This window comes from Cognatishimia sp. MH4019, assembly GCF_020177595.1.
Classification (GTDB): domain Bacteria; phylum Pseudomonadota; class Alphaproteobacteria; order Rhodobacterales; family Rhodobacteraceae; genus JAHTBL01.
This window is the reverse complement of the sequence record NZ_JAHTBL010000003.1, coordinates 263,883-285,036: the sequence shown is the minus strand read 5'-3', so window position 1 is coordinate 285,036 and position 21,154 is coordinate 263,883. Positions and strand designations below refer to the sequence as shown.

20 protein-coding genes are annotated in these 21,154 nt (G+C 60.6%); 8 read left to right on the top strand and 12 right to left on the bottom strand.

Annotated elements, in window-relative coordinates:
• Positions 1-21: 21 nt before the first annotated feature.
• From KUW67_RS07510 to KUW67_RS07500, 3 genes are all read right to left on the bottom strand, one after another.
• Complete coding sequence (locus KUW67_RS07510; protein ID WP_224824679.1) at positions 22-2,223, bottom strand: fused MFS/spermidine synthase; 2,202 nt, start codon at positions 2,221-2,223, stop codon at positions 22-24.
• A 176-nt stretch (positions 2,224-2,399) separates the two neighbouring features.
• A complete protein-coding gene (gene lysM / locus KUW67_RS07505) occupies positions 2,400-2,819 on the bottom strand; it encodes a peptidoglycan-binding protein LysM (protein ID WP_224824678.1) in 420 nt (139 codons plus the stop codon).
• 72 nt (positions 2,820-2,891) lie between these two features.
• Complete coding sequence (locus KUW67_RS07500) at positions 2,892-3,653, bottom strand: HpcH/HpaI aldolase/citrate lyase family protein (RefSeq protein ID WP_224824677.1); 762 nt, start codon at positions 3,651-3,653, stop codon at positions 2,892-2,894.
• A 149-nt stretch (positions 3,654-3,802) separates the two neighbouring features.
• On the opposite strand from KUW67_RS07500, the gene KUW67_RS07495 reads away from it, so the two are divergent.
• From KUW67_RS07495 to KUW67_RS07480, 4 genes are read left to right on the top strand one after another with little or no spacing between them, the layout of a single operon-like run.
• Positions 3,803-4,813, top strand: coding sequence for a C4-dicarboxylate TRAP transporter substrate-binding protein (locus KUW67_RS07495; RefSeq protein ID WP_224824676.1), 1,011 nt, complete (start codon positions 3,803-3,805; stop codon positions 4,811-4,813).
• A gap of 55 nt (positions 4,814-4,868) precedes the next feature.
• Positions 4,869-5,498, top strand: a complete 630-nt coding sequence (locus tag KUW67_RS07490; RefSeq protein WP_224824675.1) for a TRAP transporter small permease subunit — start codon at positions 4,869-4,871, stop codon at positions 5,496-5,498.
• A complete protein-coding gene (locus KUW67_RS07485; RefSeq protein ID WP_224824674.1) occupies positions 5,498-6,898 on the top strand; it encodes a TRAP transporter large permease in 1,401 nt (466 codons plus the stop codon). Before KUW67_RS07490 ends, KUW67_RS07485 begins: the two co-directional genes overlap by 1 nt.
• A gap of 41 nt (positions 6,899-6,939) precedes the next feature.
• On the top strand, positions 6,940-7,101 hold the full coding sequence (locus KUW67_RS07480; RefSeq protein WP_224824673.1) for a hypothetical protein: 162 nt from the start codon (positions 6,940-6,942) through the stop codon (positions 7,099-7,101).
• Here the strand turns inward: KUW67_RS07480 and KUW67_RS07475 are convergent.
• The 6 genes from KUW67_RS07475 to KUW67_RS07450 form a co-directional block, all read right to left on the bottom strand.
• Positions 7,098-7,634, bottom strand: coding sequence for a peroxiredoxin-like family protein (locus KUW67_RS07475; protein WP_224824672.1), 537 nt, complete (start codon positions 7,632-7,634; stop codon positions 7,098-7,100). The two genes, KUW67_RS07480 and KUW67_RS07475, sit on opposite strands and share 4 nt — an antisense overlap.
• A 157-nt stretch (positions 7,635-7,791) precedes the next feature.
• Entirely contained in the window at positions 7,792-8,883 is a 1,092-nt protein-coding gene (locus KUW67_RS07470) for an ABC transporter ATP-binding protein (protein WP_224824671.1), read from the bottom strand.
• Positions 8,884-8,904: 21 nt separating this feature from the next.
• A complete protein-coding gene (locus tag KUW67_RS07465) occupies positions 8,905-10,560 on the bottom strand; it encodes an alpha-amylase family glycosyl hydrolase (protein ID WP_224824670.1) in 1,656 nt (551 codons plus the stop codon).
• Positions 10,561-10,568: 8 nt separating this feature from the next.
• Positions 10,569-11,720: a carbohydrate ABC transporter permease gene (locus KUW67_RS07460; protein ID WP_224824669.1), complete on the bottom strand. Its 1,152-nt coding sequence runs from the start codon at positions 11,718-11,720 to the stop codon at positions 10,569-10,571.
• Positions 11,721-11,731: 11 nt separating this feature from the next.
• On the bottom strand, positions 11,732-12,709 hold the full coding sequence (locus KUW67_RS07455) for a carbohydrate ABC transporter permease (RefSeq protein WP_224824668.1): 978 nt from the start codon (positions 12,707-12,709) through the stop codon (positions 11,732-11,734).
• Between the two features lie 120 nt (positions 12,710-12,829).
• Positions 12,830-14,182, bottom strand: a complete 1,353-nt coding sequence (locus KUW67_RS07450; protein ID WP_224824667.1) for an ABC transporter substrate-binding protein — start codon at positions 14,180-14,182, stop codon at positions 12,830-12,832.
• Between the two features lie 257 nt (positions 14,183-14,439).
• Here KUW67_RS07450 and KUW67_RS07445 point away from each other — a divergent pair, with 257 nt between their 5' ends.
• The 4 genes from KUW67_RS07445 to KUW67_RS07430 all read left to right on the top strand — a co-directional run bounded on the left by KUW67_RS07445 (position 14,440) and on the right by KUW67_RS07430 (position 18,595).
• Positions 14,440-15,477 carry a LacI family DNA-binding transcriptional regulator gene (locus KUW67_RS07445; protein WP_224824666.1) on the top strand — a complete coding sequence of 346 codons (1,038 nt, stop codon included), beginning with the start codon at positions 14,440-14,442 and terminating at the stop codon, positions 15,475-15,477.
• 2 nt (positions 15,478-15,479) lie between these two features.
• Entirely contained in the window at positions 15,480-16,787 is a 1,308-nt protein-coding gene (locus KUW67_RS07440; RefSeq protein WP_224824665.1) for a GH1 family beta-glucosidase, read from the top strand.
• 10 nt (positions 16,788-16,797) lie between these two features.
• On the top strand, positions 16,798-17,745 hold the full coding sequence (locus KUW67_RS07435; protein WP_224824664.1) for a glucokinase: 948 nt from the start codon (positions 16,798-16,800) through the stop codon (positions 17,743-17,745).
• A gap of 82 nt (positions 17,746-17,827) precedes the next feature.
• A complete protein-coding gene (locus KUW67_RS07430; protein WP_224824663.1) occupies positions 17,828-18,595 on the top strand; it encodes an STAS/SEC14 domain-containing protein in 768 nt (255 codons plus the stop codon).
• Here KUW67_RS07430 and KUW67_RS07425 read toward each other — a convergent pair.
• From KUW67_RS07425 to KUW67_RS07415, 3 genes are read right to left on the bottom strand one after another with little or no spacing between them, the layout of a single operon-like run.
• On the bottom strand, positions 18,592-19,362 hold the full coding sequence (locus KUW67_RS07425) for a LamB/YcsF family protein (protein WP_224824662.1): 771 nt from the start codon (positions 19,360-19,362) through the stop codon (positions 18,592-18,594). The two genes, KUW67_RS07430 and KUW67_RS07425, sit on opposite strands and share 4 nt — an antisense overlap.
• Entirely contained in the window at positions 19,363-20,373 is a 1,011-nt protein-coding gene (locus KUW67_RS07420; protein ID WP_224824661.1) for a biotin-dependent carboxyltransferase family protein, read from the bottom strand. It abuts the gene before it with no gap.
• Entirely contained in the window at positions 20,370-21,122 is a 753-nt protein-coding gene (locus tag KUW67_RS07415) for an allophanate hydrolase subunit 1 (RefSeq protein ID WP_224824660.1), read from the bottom strand. Before KUW67_RS07415 ends, KUW67_RS07420 begins: the two co-directional genes overlap by 4 nt.
• Positions 21,123-21,154: the final 32 nt, after the last annotated feature.

Sequence of the window (21,154 nt, the reverse complement as noted above, 5' to 3'; positions counted from 1 at the left end):
GCGTTCTCGTTGGAGTGCCCGTTAGTTCCAGATCATGATCGAGAGCAGATCGGCGAAGTCGTCCGTCCAGATGCGTTTGCCGTCGCTTTGCAAAGGCTCCCAACGGGGGTCGCTGGTCAGCGTGCCAAAGGCGCCCTCGTTGCGGGCCATCATCACGACGAGCGAACGGGTGTCACCAGCTTCGGGCTCCTCACCCGGGTTATAATCCTGAATATAGGCTTTCAGACCCAGCGCTTCGGCGGCGCGGCCCAAGGGCAGCGACACGTCGTAATAGCGGTTTGAGATATGGAAGACGAGGACACCATTGTAATCAAGCCGGTCCAGATAGACCTCAAGCGCTTCAAGCGTGGTCAGGTGAACCGGCACTGAATCCGAGCTGTAGGCGTCGATCACCAGCGTGTCGAAGCGGTGGTCCTGCTGCTCCAGCACGATGCGGGCGTCGCCCAGATGTGTGGGCGCATTTGGCGTGCAGGTCGTCACGAAGCTGAAAAGCTCAGGCGTGCGCGCGATCTGATCGACGGTTGGGTCGATCTCGTAGAAATGCCAGTCCTGGCTGGGCTGCGCATAGCACGCAAGCGCTCCAATGCCGAGGCCGACGATGCCGACGCTATGGCCCTCGCCTGCGCGCGGCGCGGTCAGCACCTGCGCCATAGGGCCGTTCTGGTGGTAATAGAACAGCGGACGCGGACGCTCTGCCCCGATATCTTCGACGAATTGTGCGCCATGCACGGTGGTGCCGTTGGCGTATAGGCGCATCTCGTCGCCGTTGAAAATACGGTGCGTGCCGAAGAAGGAGCGGTCCCGGTGGATCGCATCGCCTTGCGTGTGCAGCGATCCGACGATGGTGACGCTGACCAATGCGACGGTGATCGCCAGCGGTGTGCGGCGCAGCAGGACCAGCGATGCGATCAGCAGGATCACGGTCAGCATGCCCAAAGTCTCGGGCGTCATCTGGACATAGGTTTTCGAGCCGATCAGCGGCAGCAGCACAATCAGAGCCGCGCCGAGGCCGATATAGCCATGGCGTGGGGAGAGACGCGCACCGCCCACAAAAAGAAGCGCCGCGGCGATCAAAACGGTCACGCGGCCTTCCTGAATTTGATCGAAAAGCGCAGGTGCGAGGATCGAGTTGAAGAGCCCTCCCAAAGCGCCGCCCACGGACATGATCACATAGAAGAGCGTCAGGCCAGAGCTGTCCGGGCGCGTCTCATAAAGTTTGCGGTGGGCGTAGGTTGCCACGACGAAAAAGGCCAACAGGAGCAGGCCAGAGAGCGTCCATGTCATGGCTGGGGCTGCAAGGCCCGAGAAGGCGGCGGCGATCAGCGCGAGGCTTGCCAGAAACGCCACTTTCAGCGTTGACGGTCCGACGATCATTTTGTCACGGAACGCCACGACGAAGGTCACCAGATAAAGCGACAAGGGCAGCACCCAGATCAGCGGGACGGAGCCGAGGTCCTGGCTGAGTTTTGTGGTGAGTGCCAGCATCAGCGAGGATGGCACGAAGGCCAGCGCAAGCCACCATGCGATGGATTTGGACGATGGCACGGTGAAAGTCTTGGAGGAGCGCACGGGCACCTCGCCTCGGGCGGTCAGGCCGGAGATCAGAAGGCCTGCGCCCAGCACAACAAAGCCCATGGCCCAGCCCCACCCGATGGTGGACGCGCCGACAAGTGGCTCTGCCACAAGGGGGAATGCCAAAAGGGCGATCAGCGAACCGAGGTTTGAGGCGCCGTAAAGGAAATAAGGGTCATCCGCCGAAGGGCCGCCGGACTTGGCATACCACGACTGGATGAGCGGCGCGTTGGCTGACAGAACCGCGAAAGGCAGACCGACACCGAGGGCGAACAGGATCAGGGTTTGCAAGGCTGGGGACGCGTTAGGATCATAGCTCCACGTGTCAGGAACAGAGAGCGGCAGGAAAAAGAGCGCCAGTGCCCAGAGCGCCAGATGCAGACCGATTTGCGCCTTTACAGGCAGGTATTTCGTCGACAGATGCGCATACAGATAGCCCGCGATCAGCACGGTTTGAAAAAACAACATCGCCGTGGTCCAGACCGCCGGTGCGCCGCCGATATGGGGCAGCACAAGCTTTGCAAACAAGGGCTGCACGAAGAACAGCAAGGACGCGCTGAGAAAGATCGTGGAGGTGAAAAGGACCGGGATCAGCCAGCGCCATTGCGCTGCGGGTTTATCTGACTGGTTTTTATCTGCCTGTGCGAACATCTTTGATCGTCCTACCTGTCGAAATCTGTCCAGAGTTATTGTCTCTGATCCGTAATCAATCAGGCGGAATTAGGGCGAACTGATGGTGGAAAATGCTCAAATATTGCGCGTTTGGTGCGATTAACGAAAAATGAGCGCCCCGTGACGGACGCTCATTGCAGAGAACTGACTAAAAATCAGGCGTCTTGCGGGATGCGCAGAACCTGACCGGGATAGATTTTGTCGGGGTGCGACAGCATCGGTTTGTTGGCCTCAAAGATCGCGTGATACTTGTTAGCCGAGCCCATCGTCTTGAGGGCAATCGCAGACAGCGTGTCGCCTTTTTCAACGGTATGAAAGACGGCCTCGTCCTCCACTTCGGCCTCGACCGAGGCGACGCCGGCGACGTTGCCGACGGCAAGGATGATCTTCTCTTTCATCGACTGGGTCACGCCAGCGGCGTTCACTTTGACCTTGTCGCCATCGACTTCGATATCGACACCCTCGGCGTCCAGACCCAGATCAGCGACTTCCTTTTTCAGCGCGTCTGCATCGGGCGCGTCATCACCGCCGAACAGTTTCTTGCCGCTGTCTTTCATGAAACTCCACAAACCCATAACCAATCTCCTTTTCTGGTTATCCGCAGCCTTCCTTGCCCGCCCCATGTCTGCAAGGGGAAAAATCCCGATTTAAACGCTGCGCGCGAGATCGCGCAGAGAGGCGGCAAGGCTGGTCACGTCGCTGCCCATGCCGAGGAAACCGGCGCCCATGTCGAGGTAACGCGGGAAATCATCGGGGTTAAAGAGGACGATCCCGGCAACCTTGCCAGCCGCACGGATGCGGCTGATGGCGTGGGCGATAACCTCTTCGACCTCAGGCGCATCGAGCTGGCCGAGATAGCCCATATCCGCACTCAGATCGGCCGGACCGATAAAGACGACATCGACACCCTCTGTCCCTGCGATCGCGTCGATATTGTCGATGGCCGCGCGGCTTTCGGCTTGCACCATGACGCAAATCTGGTCGTTGGAAGTGGTGGGGTAATCGGAGATTGCGTTGTAGCCGGACGCCCGCGCGAGCGCCGAGCCAAGGCCACGTATGCCGTGGGGCGGATAGCGGCAGGCCGCGACGGCTTTGGCGGCCTCTTCGCCGGTGTCGATCATCGGGATCAGCACGTTTTGCGCGCCCAGATCGAGCACTTGTTTCAGCATCCAATCCTCGGCCACCGGGACACGGACCACGGGGGCCGCAGGCGCGCCGTTCATCGCTTGAAGCTGGTTTTGGATGCTCAGCAGATCGTTCGGCCCATGTTCGGCGTCAATCAGGCACCAATCAAACCCGGCATGGGAGGCAAGCTCGGCCACGGTGGGGCTGGCTAGCCCCATCCACAGGCCTTTTTGGACCGCGCCCTGCAACAGGGCTTCTTTCAATTTATTGGCAGGTGCTGGCATTTTAATCTCTCCCTCACCCGCACCCTGCCCCGCACCAAAGCCATTCGCAAGAACGGCTGGACACTTTTGTCGCAGGCGTTAGGGTTTGGCTCAAGGGCCGGTGAGGCCCGTATCAAACGCCTCGACCCGAGGCCATCTGGGAGGATGCTATGAACAAACTATTGGGCCGCACGGCCATTGCTGCACTGTCGCTTGCCTTTGCTGGCGAGGCTTTGGCCACCGAGTGGAACGTCTCGCTTTGGGGCAAGCAACGCGCCTTTACCGAGCATGTGGAAAAGCTGGCCGAGCTGGTCAGCGAAAAGACCGGCGGTGAGTTTACCCTGAACATCAGCTATGGCGGTCTGTCCAACAACCGCGAGAACCTTGATGGCATTTCCATCGGCGCGTTCGAGATGGCGCAGTTCTGCGCGGGCTATCACCGCGACAAGAACCCCTCGATCACAGTGCTGGAGCTGCCGTTTCTGGGCGTGACCTCGCTGGAGCAGGAACGCAAAATCTCGCAGGCTGTTTATGCGCACCCTGCCGTGCAGGCGGATCTGGCGCGCTGGAACGCGACGCTGCTGATGCCCTCGCCCCTGCCCCAGTATAACCTTGTCGGTGTCGGCGACGCGCCCACAACGCTGGCCGATTTCGAAGGCATGAGCGTGCGCGCAACCGGCGGCATTGGTGCGGCGATGGAGACCGTGGGCGCTGTGCCGACGTCTATGTCGGCCACCGAAGTGCGTCAGGCGCTGGACAGCGGCGTTGTGCAAGCGGTCAGCTTTGCGCCTCACGCGCATATGTCCTTCGGCACGGTTGAGAACGCCACCTACTGGACGACCAACCTGAACCCCGGCACCGTGAACTGCCCCGTTGTGGCCAACACCGATGCGCTGGACGCGCTGAGTGATGAGCACCGCGAGGCGCTGCTGGGTTCCATCGACGAGGCGCTGGATCACTACGTCGAATATTACGAAAACCAGACCATGGCCGCGTGGGGTCCGCTGCTGGAGGAAAAAGGCATTACGCAAGTGACCTTCACCGATGAAGAGATCGCCGCTTTCCGCGAAGCCGCTGCCGCCCCTGCCGCAGCTGCCTGGATCGAGCAGAACACAGCTGCCGGTCTGCCTGCGCAAGAGCTCTATGATCTTGTGACCGGAATGGTTGCCGAAGGCATGTAAGCCCTCTCGCCGCTCCGGGGTTTCTCGGGGCGGCGCTTCTATCTAGGATATCGCCATGGCCGGATCGGCAAGCGTTCTTGAGGATGGCTCAACACTCAGCCGCCTCGACCGCACCCTTTTCAAACTAGAGACGTTTTTTGCACTGCTCAGCGGATTGGCCATCTTTGGACTGATGTTGCTGGCTGTGGTGTCTGTTGGCGGGCGCAATCTTCTGGGCCAGCCCGTGCCGGGCTATGTCGACTGGATCGAACAGGCGATGCCGCTGATCGCGTTTATGGGCGTGGCCTATACCCAGCGGCTGGGCGGGCATATCCGCATGGATATTCTTGTGGGCCAGTTGAAAGGCCGCGCTTTGTGGCTGGCTGAGTTTACCACGGCCTTCTTCATGTTGCTTTTGATGATCCTGCTGGTGTGGGGCACGTGGGCGCATTTCGAACGCTCATTCGACTTCGCCGCCCCGCTGTGGAGCCGCGACAGTTCGATGGATATTGCCTTGCCAATCTGGCCTGCGAAACTGCTGGCGCCGGTCGCGTTCTCGGTCTTGTGTCTGCGCTTGGTGCTGCAATTGGTGGCTTACGGGCGCGCGATTGTGTTGGGGCTTGAGGCCCCTGTCGCCGTACCGCTGATCGAGAGCGCCGCAGAGCAAGCCGCGCGCGAAGCCGAAGCCATGCAGGGAGCCGACTGATGGATCCGATTGAGATCGGCCTGTGGGTGTCGGGCGGTTTGCTGGTGATGGTTGTGCTGGGCATGCGGGTTGCCTTTGCCGCCGCTTTGGCGGGCATGATAGGGCTGATCTGGATCTTCTGGGCGCGCAAGGGCATGGCGGGGGACGAGTTCTGGTGGGCTTTAACAGTGGCCACCAAGACCGCCGGGCAGGTGCCGCATTCGAAGGTGGCCTCCCAAGCGTTGTCCCTGATCCCGACCTTCATTCTGATCGGATATCTGGCGTATTACGCCAAGCTGACACAGGCTTTGTTCGAGGCCGCCAAGCGCTGGATCGCATGGGTGCCGGGGGGCCTTGCCGTCTCGACGGTCTTTGCGACGGCGGGCTTTGCCGCCGTGTCGGGCGCTTCCGTGGCGACGGCGGCTGTCTTTGCCCGGATCGCGATACCGGAGATGCTGAAGATCGGGTATGACAAGCGCTTCGCAGCGGGTGTCGTTGCGGCAGGCGGCACGCTGGCCTCGCTGATCCCGCCGTCGGCCATCCTTGTGATCTACGCGATCATCGTCGAACAGGACGTGGGCAAGCTGCTTCTGGCGGGCTTCATCCCCGGTGTCTTCTCCGCCTTTATCTACGGGCTGTTGATCATTGGAATGGCGCTCAGCTTCAAGAATTTCGGACCACCGGTGGGCGGCTTCACTTGGGGCCAGCGCTTCACCTCGCTGATCCCGGCCTTGCCTATCGTGCTGGTCGTGCTGATCATCATCCTGTTCGTCTACAACCCCTTTGGCGGCGACGCGTGGGGCACGCCCACGGAAGGCGGTGCCATCGGCGCGTTCATCGTGTTCTGTGTGGCGCTGGCCCGCGGGATGCGGTGGGCCGAGTTGAAATCAGCGCTGCTGGAAACGGCCAAGCTGACGGTGATGATCTTCACCATCATCTGGGGCGTGTTGATCTATGTGCGGTTTCTGGGCTTTGCAGACCTGCCCGGAGCATTTTCGGACTGGATCACATCGCTTGAGATGTCGCCGATGCTGATCCTTGTGTGCATCCTGCTGGCCTATGCCGTGCTGGGCATGTTCATGGACGCCATCGGGATGCTGCTGCTGACCCTGCCCGTGGTCTACCCCGCCGTGATGGCCCTGAACGGCGGTGAATTCGTTTCCGCCGCCGATTCAGCTTTCGGCATGTCCGGCCCGATGTGCGCGATCTGGTTTGGTATCTTGGTGGTCAAGATGGCCGAGTTCTGCCTGATCACCCCTCCCATCGGCCTGAACTGCTTTGTGGTCGCGGGCGTGCGGGACGATCTGAGCGTGCAGGACGTCTTTAAGGGCGTCACGCCGTTCTTTATCGCAGACGGGATCACCATCGCCCTGCTGGTCGCGTTCCCGATGATTGTGCTGTGGCTGCCTTCGCTGGCGTAGCAAAGCCCCTATATGATCAAAGTCAGGCTAAAGGAGACCCCATGCCCATCTTGATCGTTTTGTTCCTCGCAGGGCTTGCCCTGAGCATTTTTGGCCAAGGCTGGGTGCGCTATGCCGGGATCGGCGTAACGCTGGCCGTGGCGGCTCTGGCATTCCTGTTTCTCGGAATGAGCCCCAGCGGGATGGAGCAGCCCGGCAACTAGACCTCGCCGGTATACTCGCCACGCGCGGGGTAATTGGCCTTGATCGCAAAATCCAATGCGCCGACCAGCTCGCTGAAATGCGGGCGCACGAAGGGCATGGTCTGGACCGAGCCGTAGTAAAGCGTCTGTTCGGGCGTCACCATGAAAAGGCCGGGTTCGGAAAAGAGCGCAGGTTCTTCGATGCCAATGGACGTCGTGCCGCGCGAGGTGGAGATATAGAGCCCCCATTCGCGGGCCTTTGCCAGCGGCAAGTCATAGGCGAACCGCAGGGTGTCCGCACCGATCTTGTCGGCCATGGCGCGGGTGCGCTCTTCGCCGTCCGAAGAAACGGCAACTGTCTTCACACCGCGCTCAGCAAAATCCGCGACGCGCTTTTGGAATTCGGTCAGATAGGTCGCGCAGATCGGGCAATGCAGACCGCGATAAAAGCAGATCACCGTGCCGCGCTCGCTGCCATCGGTGGTCAGGTCAAAATCGCCATGATCCAGCGTGGGCAATTGCAGGTCGGGGGTTTTCTGGCGGGGCATCAGCATTGGGGTCGTCCTTCTGGGTCGCATTGATATGGCGTGACCCTACGCCCCTGCCTTGCAGTGTCACCTGCATTTCACTCGGGACACGCGCACGTGAGCGACGCAAACGAAAGGCCCCGCGTTTCCGCGAGGCCCCGCACTCTTGAACCCGTCTTACCGTCTACCGGTACAAAAGCGATTTGCCTTCATGGAAGACCTGGATCTTGTCAGCGGGCGCATTCAGCTTGACCAGATTGCCGCGCAGATCGCCATGGATGCCCGGCAGCTTGCCGATCACGGGGTCAACGCCGTCCGCTTCGGGGGCAAAATATAGAATCGTCACTTCGCCCAAGGCTTCGGTGATGTTCACCTTGCCTTCGTAAAGATAATCGCCCGTCGTCTCGATCAAATCCTCTGGGCGCACGCCGATATTGACCTTCATGCCTTTGTCGGCGGTTTGCGTAGGTACGGCTGAGACCGCTGTCCCGCCGCCGTCTAGCTTTACGGTGGTCTGCTTGCCGGTCTTCTCAATCACGCCGGGCAGCAGGTTCATCGACGGGGAGCCGATGAACTGCGCGACAAATTCATTCTCGGGACGCTCGTAAAGCTCAAGCGGGCTGCCCACCTGCGCGATGCCTTTATTGGCGAGCACCACGATGCGGGAGGCGAGCGTCATGGCTTCGACCTGATCGTGGGTCACGTAGATCATGGTGCTTTCCGGCATCGCCTCTTTCAGCTGGGCGATCTCGATCCGGGTGGCGACGCGGAGCGAGGCGTCGAGGTTCGAGAGCGGTTCGTCAAAGAGATACACTTTCGGGTCGCGCACAATCGCGCGGCCGATGGCGACACGCTGGCGCTGACCGCCAGAAAGCGCCTTTGGCAAGCGGTCGAGGTATTCGTCGAGTTGCAGCACCTTGGCGGCGCGATCCACGGCGGCGTCAATCTCGGACTGGCTTTTCTTGGCCAGCTTCAGCGCGAACGCCATGTTATCGCGCACTGTCATATGCGGATAAAGCGCGTAGCTTTGGAACACCATCGCGATGCCGCGCTGTGCGGGCGGCATGTCGTTCATGCGCACGCCGTCGATTTCCAGCGTGCCGCCGGTGATCTTTTCCAGCCCTGCGATCATCCGCAAAAGCGTGGACTTGCCGCAACCAGAGGGGCCAACGAACACGATCAGTTCGCCCTGTTTGATATCGAGGTTGATGTTCTTGAGAACATCCACCGTGCCGCCATAGGTCTTGGCGACATCTGTCAGTTTGAGATCAGCCATGGGTCCCTCCTCCCGTGATTTTTATTGCTTGAGCGCGAGGCACGGCTGCCACGGCCCAAGATGCATTTTGCCGTCCGCCATCGGTCCGGCGCTTCCCAGCTCGGCCCCGATGGGCAACCAGTTGCCCGCAGGCAATGCGCAGATGCTGGGCGTGTCGCTGAGATTGAACGCGCAGAAGATCGTCTGACCTTCGTGAACGCGTGTAAATCGGATGATGTCGCCCTCGGCGCGCACATCCTCATGGGCGCCTTTGGACAGCGCGGGATGCGTGCGCCGGAACGCGATGGCGCGGCGGTAATGGTGCAGCAATGCGGCGGGGTCGTCTTCTTGCGCGGCGACCGAGCTTTGCAGATGCTCATGGCTGACGGGCAGCCACGGGTTGCCTGCGGTGAAGCCGCCATTTTGATTGCTGGGCTCCCAGACCATCGGGGTGCGGCAGCCGTCGCGGCCTTTGAATTCGGGCCAGAACTCAATCCCATAGGGGTCTTGCAGATCCTCGAACGGCACATCGGCCTCGTGAAAGCCCAGCTCTTCGCCTTGATAGAGGCAGACAGAACCGCGCAGACACAGGATCAGCGTCGCCAGGCAGCGCGTGGCAGCAGGCGTGAGGTTCCAGCGTGTCGTGTGACGCATGACGTCGTGATTGGAGAACGCCCAGCAGGCCCAGCCTTCGCCCGCGACCTCGTCGAGCTTGTTCATGACGTCGGAGATGCGCGTCGCGGTCAGCTTGTCTTTTGCGAGGAACTCGAAGGCATAGCACATCTGCACGCCGTCCTCGCCTTTGGTGTATTGGCCCAAAAGCTCTAGCCCGAACTGGGCGTCGCCGACCTCGCCCACGGCAGCGGCGCCGGGGTATTCTTCCAGCAGGGACCGGAAGCGTTTGAGAAAGTCGAGGTTCTCGGGTTGATTCTTGGAATAGAGGTGGCGCTGGTGGTTATAGGGGTTCACCGAAGGCGCAATATTGGCGTTGCGTTCTTCAATGGGCAGCGCGGGGTTATCGCGCAGTTGGGCATCGGCGAAGTAGAAGTTGATCGTGTCGAGGCGGAAGCCGTCCACGCCGCGATCCAGCCAGAAGCGGGTGACATCAAGCAGCGCGTTTTGCACCGCGTCGCTGTGAAAGTTCAGATCGGGCTGAGAGCTGAGGAAGTTGTGCAGGTAATACTGCTCGCGCCGGGCATCCCAATGCCAGGCCGGCCCGCCAAAGATCGACAGCCAGTTGTTGGGGGGCGTGCCATCGGGCTTGGGGTCGGCCCAGACATACCAGTCGGACTTGGCATTGTCGCGGCTGGCGCGGCTTTCCGTAAACCAAGGATGCTGATCGGAGGTGTGGCTGAGCACCAGATCAATCATGACCCGCACGCCCAACTGGTGTGCCGTGTCGATCAGCGCGTCGAAATCAGCCAAGCTGCCGAACATCGGATCGACGTCGCAATAGTCGCTGACGTCATAGCCGAAGTCTTTCATGGGCGAGGTGAAGAAGGGCGAAATCCAGATCGCATCCACGCCGAGCGACGCGATATAGGGCAGCCGCTGAACGATGCCCAGCAGGTCGCCAATCCCGTCGCCATTGCTGTCCTGAAAGCTGCGCGGATAGATCTGATAGATCACGGCTCCGCGCCACCAATCCTTATCGGCCTCAAGACCCTTGAGGGTCTGCATATCTGTGACTGCGTTCATAGTCGCCCTTACTTGACCGAGCCGGCCAACAGGCCGCGCACGAGGTAGCGTTGCATTGTGAAGAAAACGACGAGCGGCACGGCGATCGACACGAAAGCCGCCGTCGCGAGGATGCCCCAGTCGCCACCGCGCGAACCCAGCAGGTCGTCCGCAATCTTGACGGTCATCACCTTTGAGGCGTCGTCAGAGGGCAGGAAGACCTTGGCCACCAGCAGATCGTTCCAAGTCCAAAGGAATTGGAAGATCGCGAAAGAGGCCAGTGCGGGGAAGCTAAGCGGCAGGACGATTTTGACGAAGACCTGAAAGTCTGTTGCACCGTCCACCTTGGCGGACTCGATGATGTCGCGCGGCAGGCCGACCATGTAGTTGCGTAAGAGATATATCGCGAGCGGTAGCCCGAAGCCCGTATGAGCAAGCCAGATGCCCACGAAGCTCTGCCCGATGCCCACTTGGTTGTGCAGGTTCAGCAGTGGCACGAGGGCCAGTTGCAACGGCACCACCAAAAGGCCGACCACAGCTGCGATTAAAAGCCCCCTGCCCGGGAAATCCATCCATGCCAGCGCATAGGCCGCAAAGGCCGCGATCAGGATCGGAATAACCGTCGCCGGGATCGTCACGGTCAGCGTGTTGATAAAGGCCACGTCCATATTGTCGGATGTCAGGACGGTTTCATAATTGCCCAGACTGAACTCTGGCGGTGTCTCAGAGGCGAAATAGATGCGCGGATCGCGACTGAACTCCGCCGGGGAGGTAAAGGTGTAGCTGCCATCCTCCAGCACCGACAGGGTGCGGTCGCGGCTGAGTTCAGCCACTTCACCCGGCGCAAACGCCGTGGGCGCGGCACGGGTGCCACCGAACGCGGCAACGGGAGGCGTTTCACTACCGAAGGCTGAGGCGATGTCTTCGTCCTCATAGACGTTGCCTTCGATGACAAACAGATCGCCTTGCGGCACCGCATCGTCACCGGACGCACGGATGGAGAAGTTCTGCTCTACCGGGAAAGGCGAGAGCCACCAACCGCTGGCGCTGATCTGGTCGCGGTCCCGGAAGGACGACACAAGCAGGCCAATCGTCGGGATCAGCCACAGAAGGACCAGCACCACGACGGTGATGTTCATCACCCAGGAAAGGCTCGTTTTGGTTCCAGCAATATTGTCCATCGGTCCCCTCCTCAGCGCATTTCTTTGCGCGCTTGCGCGATGTTCCAGATCATCACAGGCAGCACGATCAACATGATGACAAAGGCTACCGCTGTGGCGCGCCCGTCATCGCGGAACATGTATGACATCATGTAACTGGGCAGAATTTCAGTGCCGAAATTGCCCCCTGTCATGGTGTAGACAATGTCGAAGACCTTCAGGACCAGAATGGTAATCGTGGTCCAGACCACCACGATGGTGCCCATGATCTGTGGCACTTTGATCTTGAAGAAAATCTGAAACGGGTTTGCGCCGTCGATGATCGCGGCCTCGACCGTTTCTTCGGGAATGCCGCGCAAGGCCGCCGACAGGATCACCATGGCAAAGCCGGTTTGGATCCAGATTAGAATGACCATAAGGAAGAAGTTGTTCCAGAACGGCAATTGCAGCACATCCACCGGGGCCAAGCCGAAGACATCGCGCACCGCGTTGATCATCCCGATATCGGGGTTGTTGGCGTATACGAACTTCCAGATCAGCGACGCGCCCACGAACGAGATCGCCATCGGCATGAAGATCAGCGATTTGGCGATATTGCCCCATTTCATCCGGTCCGTCAGTTGCGCAACCAGCAGGCCAAAGAACGTGGCTGCGGCAGGCACAACGAGGACCCACAGGAAGTTATTGAAAAGCGAGATACGGAACTGGTCATCACCGAACATGGTGATGTAGTTGCCAAACCCGATGAATTCGTCGCCCGCGCGATTGAAGAGCGAGCGCCAGAACGAGCCGATCACCGGATAGACCAGATAAAGCCCCAGCGCGAGGATCGCAGGCAGCAGAAAGAGCCACGGGCGCACCATATTGGCGCGGTTGATGTTACGCCCGGGATTGTCCCCCTTGGGCGGGAAGATCACCTTGTCGAGGATCAGGTTGGAGGCGAAGAAGTAGCCGATACAGCCGCCGACGCCGATGATGATCGTCAAGACACCTTGAATAAGTGGTGACATGAGAGTTCCCCCCTAAGTGCTGTTTTTACAGCGTTTTTCTTGGGCATTGGCCTCGCGCAGGTGAGTGGTTCTGCACGAGGCCTTGGTCTCAAGCCGCGAAATTGCGGCTTGGGGTTGTTCTTACTGGATCGAGTCCCAGCGTTCCTGAATGCCAGTGGCAACCTCAGACGCATCTGCACCCGTGGTGTAGTCCACCATGCCGGTCCAGAAGGCACCCGCACCGATCTCGCCCGGCATCAGGTCAGAGGCGTCAAAGCGGAAGGTCGTGGCCCCCAGCAGGACGTCGCCCAAGGCCTTCAGCGTCTCGTTGGCATACATGTCGGTGTTGACGCCGGTATGCGGTGTCAGGAAGCCCGACTGCGCCATCCAGACCTCATGCGCGATGGGGGTCTTGATGAACTCCATCAGGCCACGGGCGGCGGGGCTGTCATTGGTGATCGCGAACAGCGTGCCCGCACCCAGAACCGGCTTGCCGAGGTCTTTTTCAGCGTAAGCGGGGAAGTAGAAGAAATCGACGTCCTCGCCCACTTCGGTGCCTTCGGGGAAGAAGGTCGGGATGAAGCTGGCCTGACGGTGCATGTAGCACTTGGGCGGAATGTCGAAGAGGCCCGTCGGGCTTTCGCGGAAGTCGGTATTGGCAACCGCTTGCGATCCACCGTCGACATAGTCGTCGTTCAGGGCAAAATAGCCGAACTCTTCGATAGCCGCGACGACGGCGGGATCGTTGAAGGGCAGCTCGTTGGCGACCCACTGGTCATAGACCGCGGGTTCCTGCGTGCGCAGCATCATGTCCTCGACCCAGTCGGTTGCGGGCCAACCAGTCGCGGCACCTGATCCCAGACCGATGCACCATGGGGTGCCGCCATCTTCGACGATCTGATCGGTGAGCGTTTTCAGCTCTTCCATCGTTTCGGGGATGTCATAGCCTGCCTCGTCAAAGGCTTCGGGGATGTACCAGACCAGCGATTTTACATCGACCTTGTAGAAAAAACCGAACAGCTCATCAGTGCCGTCAGCGTTGGCATAGGTGCCAAGATCAACCCAGGATTGTCCCGCCGCGTAGTTTTCACGCACCCATGCGGCAGTTTTCTCACCCAAAGGCAACAGGAAGCCACGCCCTGCCATGTCCGATGCCAGACCCGGCTGCGGAAAGACGGCGACATTGGGGGCCGATCCGGCCTGTGCGGAGATCATGATGTCCTGCTCGAAGCTGTCAGAGCCCGAATAGTTGACTGTCGCACCTGTCGCTTCCGAGAAATATGCCATGACCGAGTTCACAAGCTCTGCGTCCACGCCCGTCCATGGGCCGGTCACTGTGATCTCTTCGCCCGAAAAGTCATTGGCGTCCGCAAAGGCAGTGAAGCTGTCCCAGTTGAAATCCCCATCGCCGGGTGCAAAGGGCAAGTCTGCACCATGCGCGGTTCCAGCCGTGAGGGCAGCAGCGGCCACGCCAGCCAACAGATACGTCTTCATAGATTCTCCTCCCAAGTCGCGCCATTTGCGGCGCTTACCAGTTTCCCTGCGCCCGGAATCATTTCCAAAGCGCTTTGGATGGACTTACAAAACCGACAAATCTGATTTCTGTCAATTGATGATCGTTAAACCTCAGCGTTTATTATGATTTTGCTGCAAGTGCGAAGAAGCCAGCCCTGTTGGCTTTGTCTTTGACCGGCGCGCATCTGATCGCTACCGTTCCGGGAAATTGAAAGCGCTTTGAAACGAAGAACACCATGAATCTCAGGGAACTGGCACAGAATCTTGGGTTGTCCCAAACCACCGTCAGCCGGGCTTTGAACGGCTATCCGGAGGTCAATGAGGCCACCCGCGCCCGCGTCGTTCAAGCTGCAGAGCAGCATAACTATCGCCCCAATACGCGCGCCAAAGGGCTGGCCACGGGCCGTGCAATGGCCATCGGTCATGTGATCCCGATGTCGAAACAGCACGAGATGGTGAACCCGGTTTTTGGTGATTTCATCGCCGGTGCAGGCGAGACCTATTCGCGCAACGGCTATGACATGGTTTTGTCGCTCGTTGAGGACGGTCAGGAGGAAAAGACCTACCGCGACCTGCGCGGCAAAGGTGCTGTAGACGGGCTGATCGTACATGGGCCCAAAAGCGGCGATGCGCGGATTGCGATGCTGGACGATCTGGGCGTGCCGTTTGTCGTGCATGGCCGTGCCAGCGCCGTCACCACGCCCTATGCGTGGCTGGACGTGAACAACCGCAAGGCGTTTCAACGCGCCACCGATTTCCTGCTTGATCTGGGCCACCGCCGCATCGCGCTGATCAACGGTCTGGAAGAGCTGGACTTCGCCAGCCGCCGCCGCGCGGGCTATGAAGAGGCGTTGACGGCGCGCGGGCTGCCCGTCACCCCCGACTATCTGCATAGCGATGAAATGACAGAGCGGTATGGCTATGACACGGTCCGCCACCTGCTGGACAGTGATGCCGCGCCAACGGCGTTTCTTGTCTCGTCCATGATCACCGCCATCGGGGTGCGCCGCGCGATCGAGGAACGGGGATTGCGCATGGGGCGCGATATCTCGGTCATCACCCATGACGACGCGTTGAGCTATTTCAAAAACGGTGAAGAAGCGCCGATCTTTACGGCGACCTGTTCGTCGGTACGTGAGGCCGGGCGGCAAGCCGCGCAGATGCTGCTTGAGCGGATCGCCAACCCCCATTTGCCGCCGCCCAACCGCCTGCTTGAAGCGCAGCTTGTGGTGGGCGGATCGACCGGCCCTGCCCCCACTTCCAGAACGGACTGAAGATGGATTTCAAACGCTCGGACTTTCCTGAAGGCTTCCTTTGGGGGGCCGCCACGTCGTCGTATCAGATCGAAGGCCACCGCTTTGGCGGCGCGGGCCTGACCCATTGGGACAGCTTCGCCGCCACGCCCGGCAATGTGGTGCGGGCCGAGAATGGCGACCGCGCTTGCGATCACTATCACCGGTTCGAGGACGACCTTGATCTGTTGGCCGCCGCGGGCTTTGACGCCTACCGTTTCTCGACCAGCTGGGCGCGGGTGCTGCCCGAAGGGCGCGGCACGCCCAATGCCGAAGGTCTGGATTTCTACGACCGCCTGACCGACGCGATGCTGGAGCGCGGGCTGAAACCCTGTGCCACGCTTTATCATTGGGAGCTGCCGCAACCGCTGGCCGATCTGGGCGGCTGGCGCAATCGCGATATTGCCGGGTGGTTCGGTGATTTCACGGAAGTGATTATGGGGCGCATCGGGGACCGGATGCATTCAGTCGCGCCGATCAACGAGCCGTGGTGCGTCGCATGGCTGAGCCATTTCATGGGTCACCATGCGCCGGGGATGCGCGATATCCGCGCCGCTGCGCGCGCTATGCATCACGTCTTGCTGGCCCATGGCACAGCGATCCAGCGCATGCGGGGGCTGGGCATGAGCAACCTTGGGGCGGTGTGTAACTTCGAATGGGCCGATCCGGCGGATGACAGTGACGCCGCGCGCGAAGCGGCGCTGGATTATGACGCCATCTACAACCGTTTCTTTCTGGGCGGGATGTTCCACAAGGCCTATCCGGAGCGTGTCCTAAGCGGGCTTGAGCCTCATCTGCCCGAGGGTTGGCAAGACGATTTCGATACCATCGCCGCCCCGGTCGATTGGGTCGGGCTGAACTACTACACCCGCAAGCTCATTGGCCCCACCGTGGGCCCTTGGCCCGCCCACGAGGAGGTGGACGGCCCGCTTCCCAAAACCCAGATGGGCTGGGAAATTTACCCGGATGGCCTTTACAATTTCCTGACCCGCACCGCGTCTGAATACACCGGCGATCTGCCGCTCTATGTGACCGAAAACGGCATGGCAAGTGCGGAGCCGCACGAAGACCAAGACCGCATTGCCTATCTGAACGCCCATGTTGCCAAGGCCCAACAAGCGATGGCCGAGGGCGTGCCGCTAAAGGGCTATTTCATCTGGTCGCTGCTGGACAACTATGAATGGGCCTTGGGCTATGAAAAGCGCTTTGGCCTTGTGCATGTCGACTTCGAGAGCTTGCAGCGCACCCCGAAAGCGTCTTATGAGGCATTGAAGTTAGCGCTATCAAAATAAGGCAGACCTCATGGCCAAACGCATCCTCGTGGCAGATATCGGCGGCACCAATACGCGGGTGGCGATTGCCCATGACACCGCTGTGGACACCGGCTCGATCCAGCGCTTTCGCAACACCGATCATCCCGGCATCGCAACCGTGCTGCGGGCGTATCTGGCAGCCCATGACACGACACCCGATGCCGTTTGTGTCTGCGTCGCTGGCCCTGTACGCGACGGCGTGGGTGCGCTGACCAATCTGGATTGGACGATGGATGGCGACCTGTTGCGCGACGCCACAGGCGCACCGGAGGCCGCCCTTTTGAACGATCTGCAAGCGCAAGGCCACGCGATTGATGCGCTTGATCCTAAAAGCGTGGCAGAGGTGACGACCGGCATCACCGCCAAGCCCGATGCCAGCCAATTGGTGATTGGGTTGGGCACAGGCTTTAACGCGGCCCCGATCCATATCACGCGCCATGGCCGCCATGTGGCACCTTCGGAATGCGGCCACGCGAACCTGCCGATCCGCACCGAAGAAGAGCTGCGCCTGTGTCAGTTCGTTGAAACCGCGCACGGCTTTCCGGCCATCGAAGACGTCCTGTCGGGCCGCGGGTTGGAGCGGGTCTATCACTGGTTGGCTCATGAGGCTGGCCAAAGCTCGGAGAAATCCGCGAAAGACATCATGGACGGCGCCGCCACTGACCCGCGCGCGCAGGAGGCGTTGCGCGTCTTTATTCGTATTCTGGGCACTGTGGCGGGCAACCTGTCGCTGGTGCATCTGCCTTTTGGCGGCGTCTTTTTGGTCGGTGGTGTGGCCCGCGCGATGCTGCCGCATCTGGGCCAGCACGGCTTTACCGAAGCCTTCCGCGACAAGGGCCGGTTCGCCGGTTTCATGGGCAACTTCCCTGTCTCTGTCGTGTTGGATGACTATGCCGCGCTGACCGGGAACGCCGCCTATATGTGTGACCCGGCGTAACCATCACGGGCCTCTTGAACGGCTGTCATACGTTGCACATCTTTAAGGTGTTACTCCCGTGCCCAGCGAAAGGAGGACACTTATGCTGACGTTTGACCGTATCTCTGCAGATCTTCTGGAAATCACCGCTCGTGGGACGATTACCGAAGATGAAGTGCGCCGTTTTTATGCCGAGCTCTGGCCTGCGATTGCCGATGCCAAGAAAATTGGCCTTATCATTGATCTGAGCGGATTTGGCGACATGACGGGCCGCGCGATCATCGAAGACCTGACCCATGAGGCCGGCGCCCTGCCCCAGCTCAAGCGGTTTCCGCGCATTGCGATCCTGACCGACAAGCAATGGATCCGCACAGCCGAGCGGTTCATGGACCCGATCCTGCCGATGACGAAGATGGAATGCTTTGATCCCGCAGACCGCGACGCCGCGCGCGCTTTTGCGCAGGACCTCACGGAGCATCCCAAGCCCAAAGGCAAAGGTCTGCGCTTGATCGACAGCGAGATCGAGGGCGTTCTGGCGTTTGAACTGGACGGCTATATGAGCGACGCTCAGGCCGATGCCGTCGCCGCCGCTTTCCGGGCCAAGATCGAGACCAGCACGCCATTTGACGCCTTTGCCCGGATCAAGCGCTTTGGCGGGTTCGACCCGCAGGCGCTGGTGCAAAAGGACTTCATCCAGATGAAGATGGGGGCGGCCAAGCAAATGCGCCGCTATGCGATTGTCACCGATGAGCGTTGGATCAAGCCGATGGTCGGTATTGCCCGCGCGGTGACAGGCATCGAGATTGAGGTCTTCGCAGAGGCCAATGAGCCCGCCGCGTGGGACTGGCTGCGCGGTATTTCCGAGGCCTAGCGCCGACCTTCAAACGGGGCGATGGTGATGCCGTCGCCCTCAAGCGCTGCGCGGACGGATTTGGCGATTTCCAACGCGCCTGCGGTGTCGCCATGCAGGCAAACCGTGTCGATGGGCGTCTCGATCCGTTTGCCGCTTTCAGCGATGATGGCCCCTTCGCGCACCATTTTGGCAATCCGCGGCCCGGCGATTGTGGCGTCATGGATGACAGCACCCTCCAGCTTGCGGTTCACCAGCGTAGCGTCGTCATTATAGGCGCGATCGGCGAAAATCTCTGCCGCCCAGAGGCAGCCTAAGTCTTGCACCGCAACCTGTTGCTGCGTGCCTGCAAGCACCATGACGATGATCTCGGAGTTGACCGACAGCGCGCCTTCATAACAGGCGCGCGCCATCCCCGCGTCGACCGCGCACATATTGGCCAGCGCGCCGTGGAGCTTGAGGTGACGCACCTGCCCGCCTGCAGCCGTCGCCATCGCTTGGGCGGCCCCCAGTTGGTAGGCCACAAGATTGCGCAGGCTCTCATGGCTCACGTCCATGTTGCGACGGCCAAAGCCTTGCAGATCGGGAAAGCCCGGATGCGCACCTAGGCCCACATTGTTTTGCACGGCGAGCGCCATAGTCTGGGCCATGACATCGGGATCGCCTGCGTGAAATCCACACGCGATATTGGCTGAGCTGATGACTTCGAGCAAAGCCGCATCCTGACCCATTGGCCACGGCCCGAAGCTTTCGCCCATATCCGCGTTCAGATCGACTTGACCGGTCATTTAGTGCTCCTCATCGCCGCGGGCCACGCCGCTGATCAATTGATATGTCAGAAGATCCGGCACGTCACCCGGCGCACGGACCAAAGGCGTGATATGGCGTGGCAAGTCGATCAGATGCGCCGCGAAAGCGCGCTCAGCGGCGAGCGCTTCCTCCATCTCGACAAAGACAAAGCGCAAGGGCGCATCAGGGCGTGCTTGCACCAGTTTTGGCAGATCACAGGGCAGCACCGATCCGATCCGAGGATATCCCCCTGTCGTCTGCGCTTCGGGCAGCAAAACGAAGGGCGCGCCGTCGCCGGTCATCTGAACATCGCCGATCATGATGATCTCGGACAGAACGGTCAGCCCACCTTCGGCCTGAAAACCCGCGCCGTCGGGGTTTAGCTGCACGCCCATCCGGTTGCCGCGCATGTCGCGGTGAAAGACCGTGGCCTCGAACCGGGTCAGTTCGTCGGGCGCAAACAGCGGTGTCTGGAAGGAGCGCACCATGCGGACCGTGCCGCCATCTTCACGCGTCGCTACGTCCAGCACCTGTCCGACAGGGCCACCGGGATCTTCCCCCACAGGCAGCAGATCGCCCTCTGCCACGCGGTCACCGATCTGCGAATTGAGATGGGTCGAGCGCGCGCGCATCACCACAGGCGCATCTATCCCGCCGCCCAGATGCAGATAGCCGTAGCCGCCAGAGCTGGCCGCGCCGATGCGCAGTTCGGCACCCTTCGGCACTGCGTGGCTGGCGTTCCAGCGCAACGCCGCGCCGTTCAAACTGGCTTGCATAACAGCCCCGGTCAACGCGATGCGCAGATCGCATTCCGCTTGGAAAACCCCGCCGAAGCCCGCCATTTCAAGGGCCGCCAGATCATCGCCCTGCCCCAGCAACGCCGCCCCTTCGGAAAGGGCCAACAAATCCACCGCACCCCCACGCGACAGGCCGCTGGCGACAAAACCAAGCCGTCCTTGATCCTGCACGGTGACCGACGGACCAATGCTCTGCACGCGCAAGCCGGTCATTTGATCGGCTCCACTGTAGCACCACCATCGCCGCTTTTGTCGCGGGTGCGGATCGCCTCGAACTCTTCGCGGGAGATGGAAACAAACTGCACCTCGTCGCCTGCACGCAACGCGAAAGGCGTGTCGCTTTCGGGCCGAAAACAGGTGAATGCAGTCTGGGCCACATGACGCCAGCCGGTCGGTGCGGAGGTTGCAAACAAGACAAACTGCCGGATCGCCACAACCAGCGCGCCGACAGGCACTTTCGGTGTAAGCCCTGATTGGCGGGGTAAATTCCACGCCTCGGGCAATTCGCCAAGGTAAGGCTGCCCGGCCGCAAAGCCGAGTGTCGTCACCCGAACGCGGGACGCGGAGAGCGAGGTAACCGCCTCCGTCGCGCTCATTCCTGCGGCTTTGGCCGCTTCATCCAATTGCGGGGCGAGCGGGCCGCCATAAACAGCCGGGATACGCCAAAAACGCCGCCCTTCTGGTGGGGCGGCGTCAAACCAATTGGCCTCTGACAAGAGGGTCTTGAGCCGGGTGTGCAACTCTGAATGGCTCAGCACAAAGGGGTCAAACCGAACGAAGGCGGAGGCCAGAGTGGATGACGTCTCGATCACGCCATCCCACCCTTCCCGCTCGAGCCGGGCACGAAACGCCAGAGCCGCCCGATTGGACGGCTCGCTCAGCGCATCTGCAAAACTGACCAGCATGCCGTTGATGCCAACGGTTCGAATTTGCGGCCAGTTTTGCGAGGTGGGTGTGGTCATGGCCGCACCCTAGGCGGGTGCAGTCATGCCTG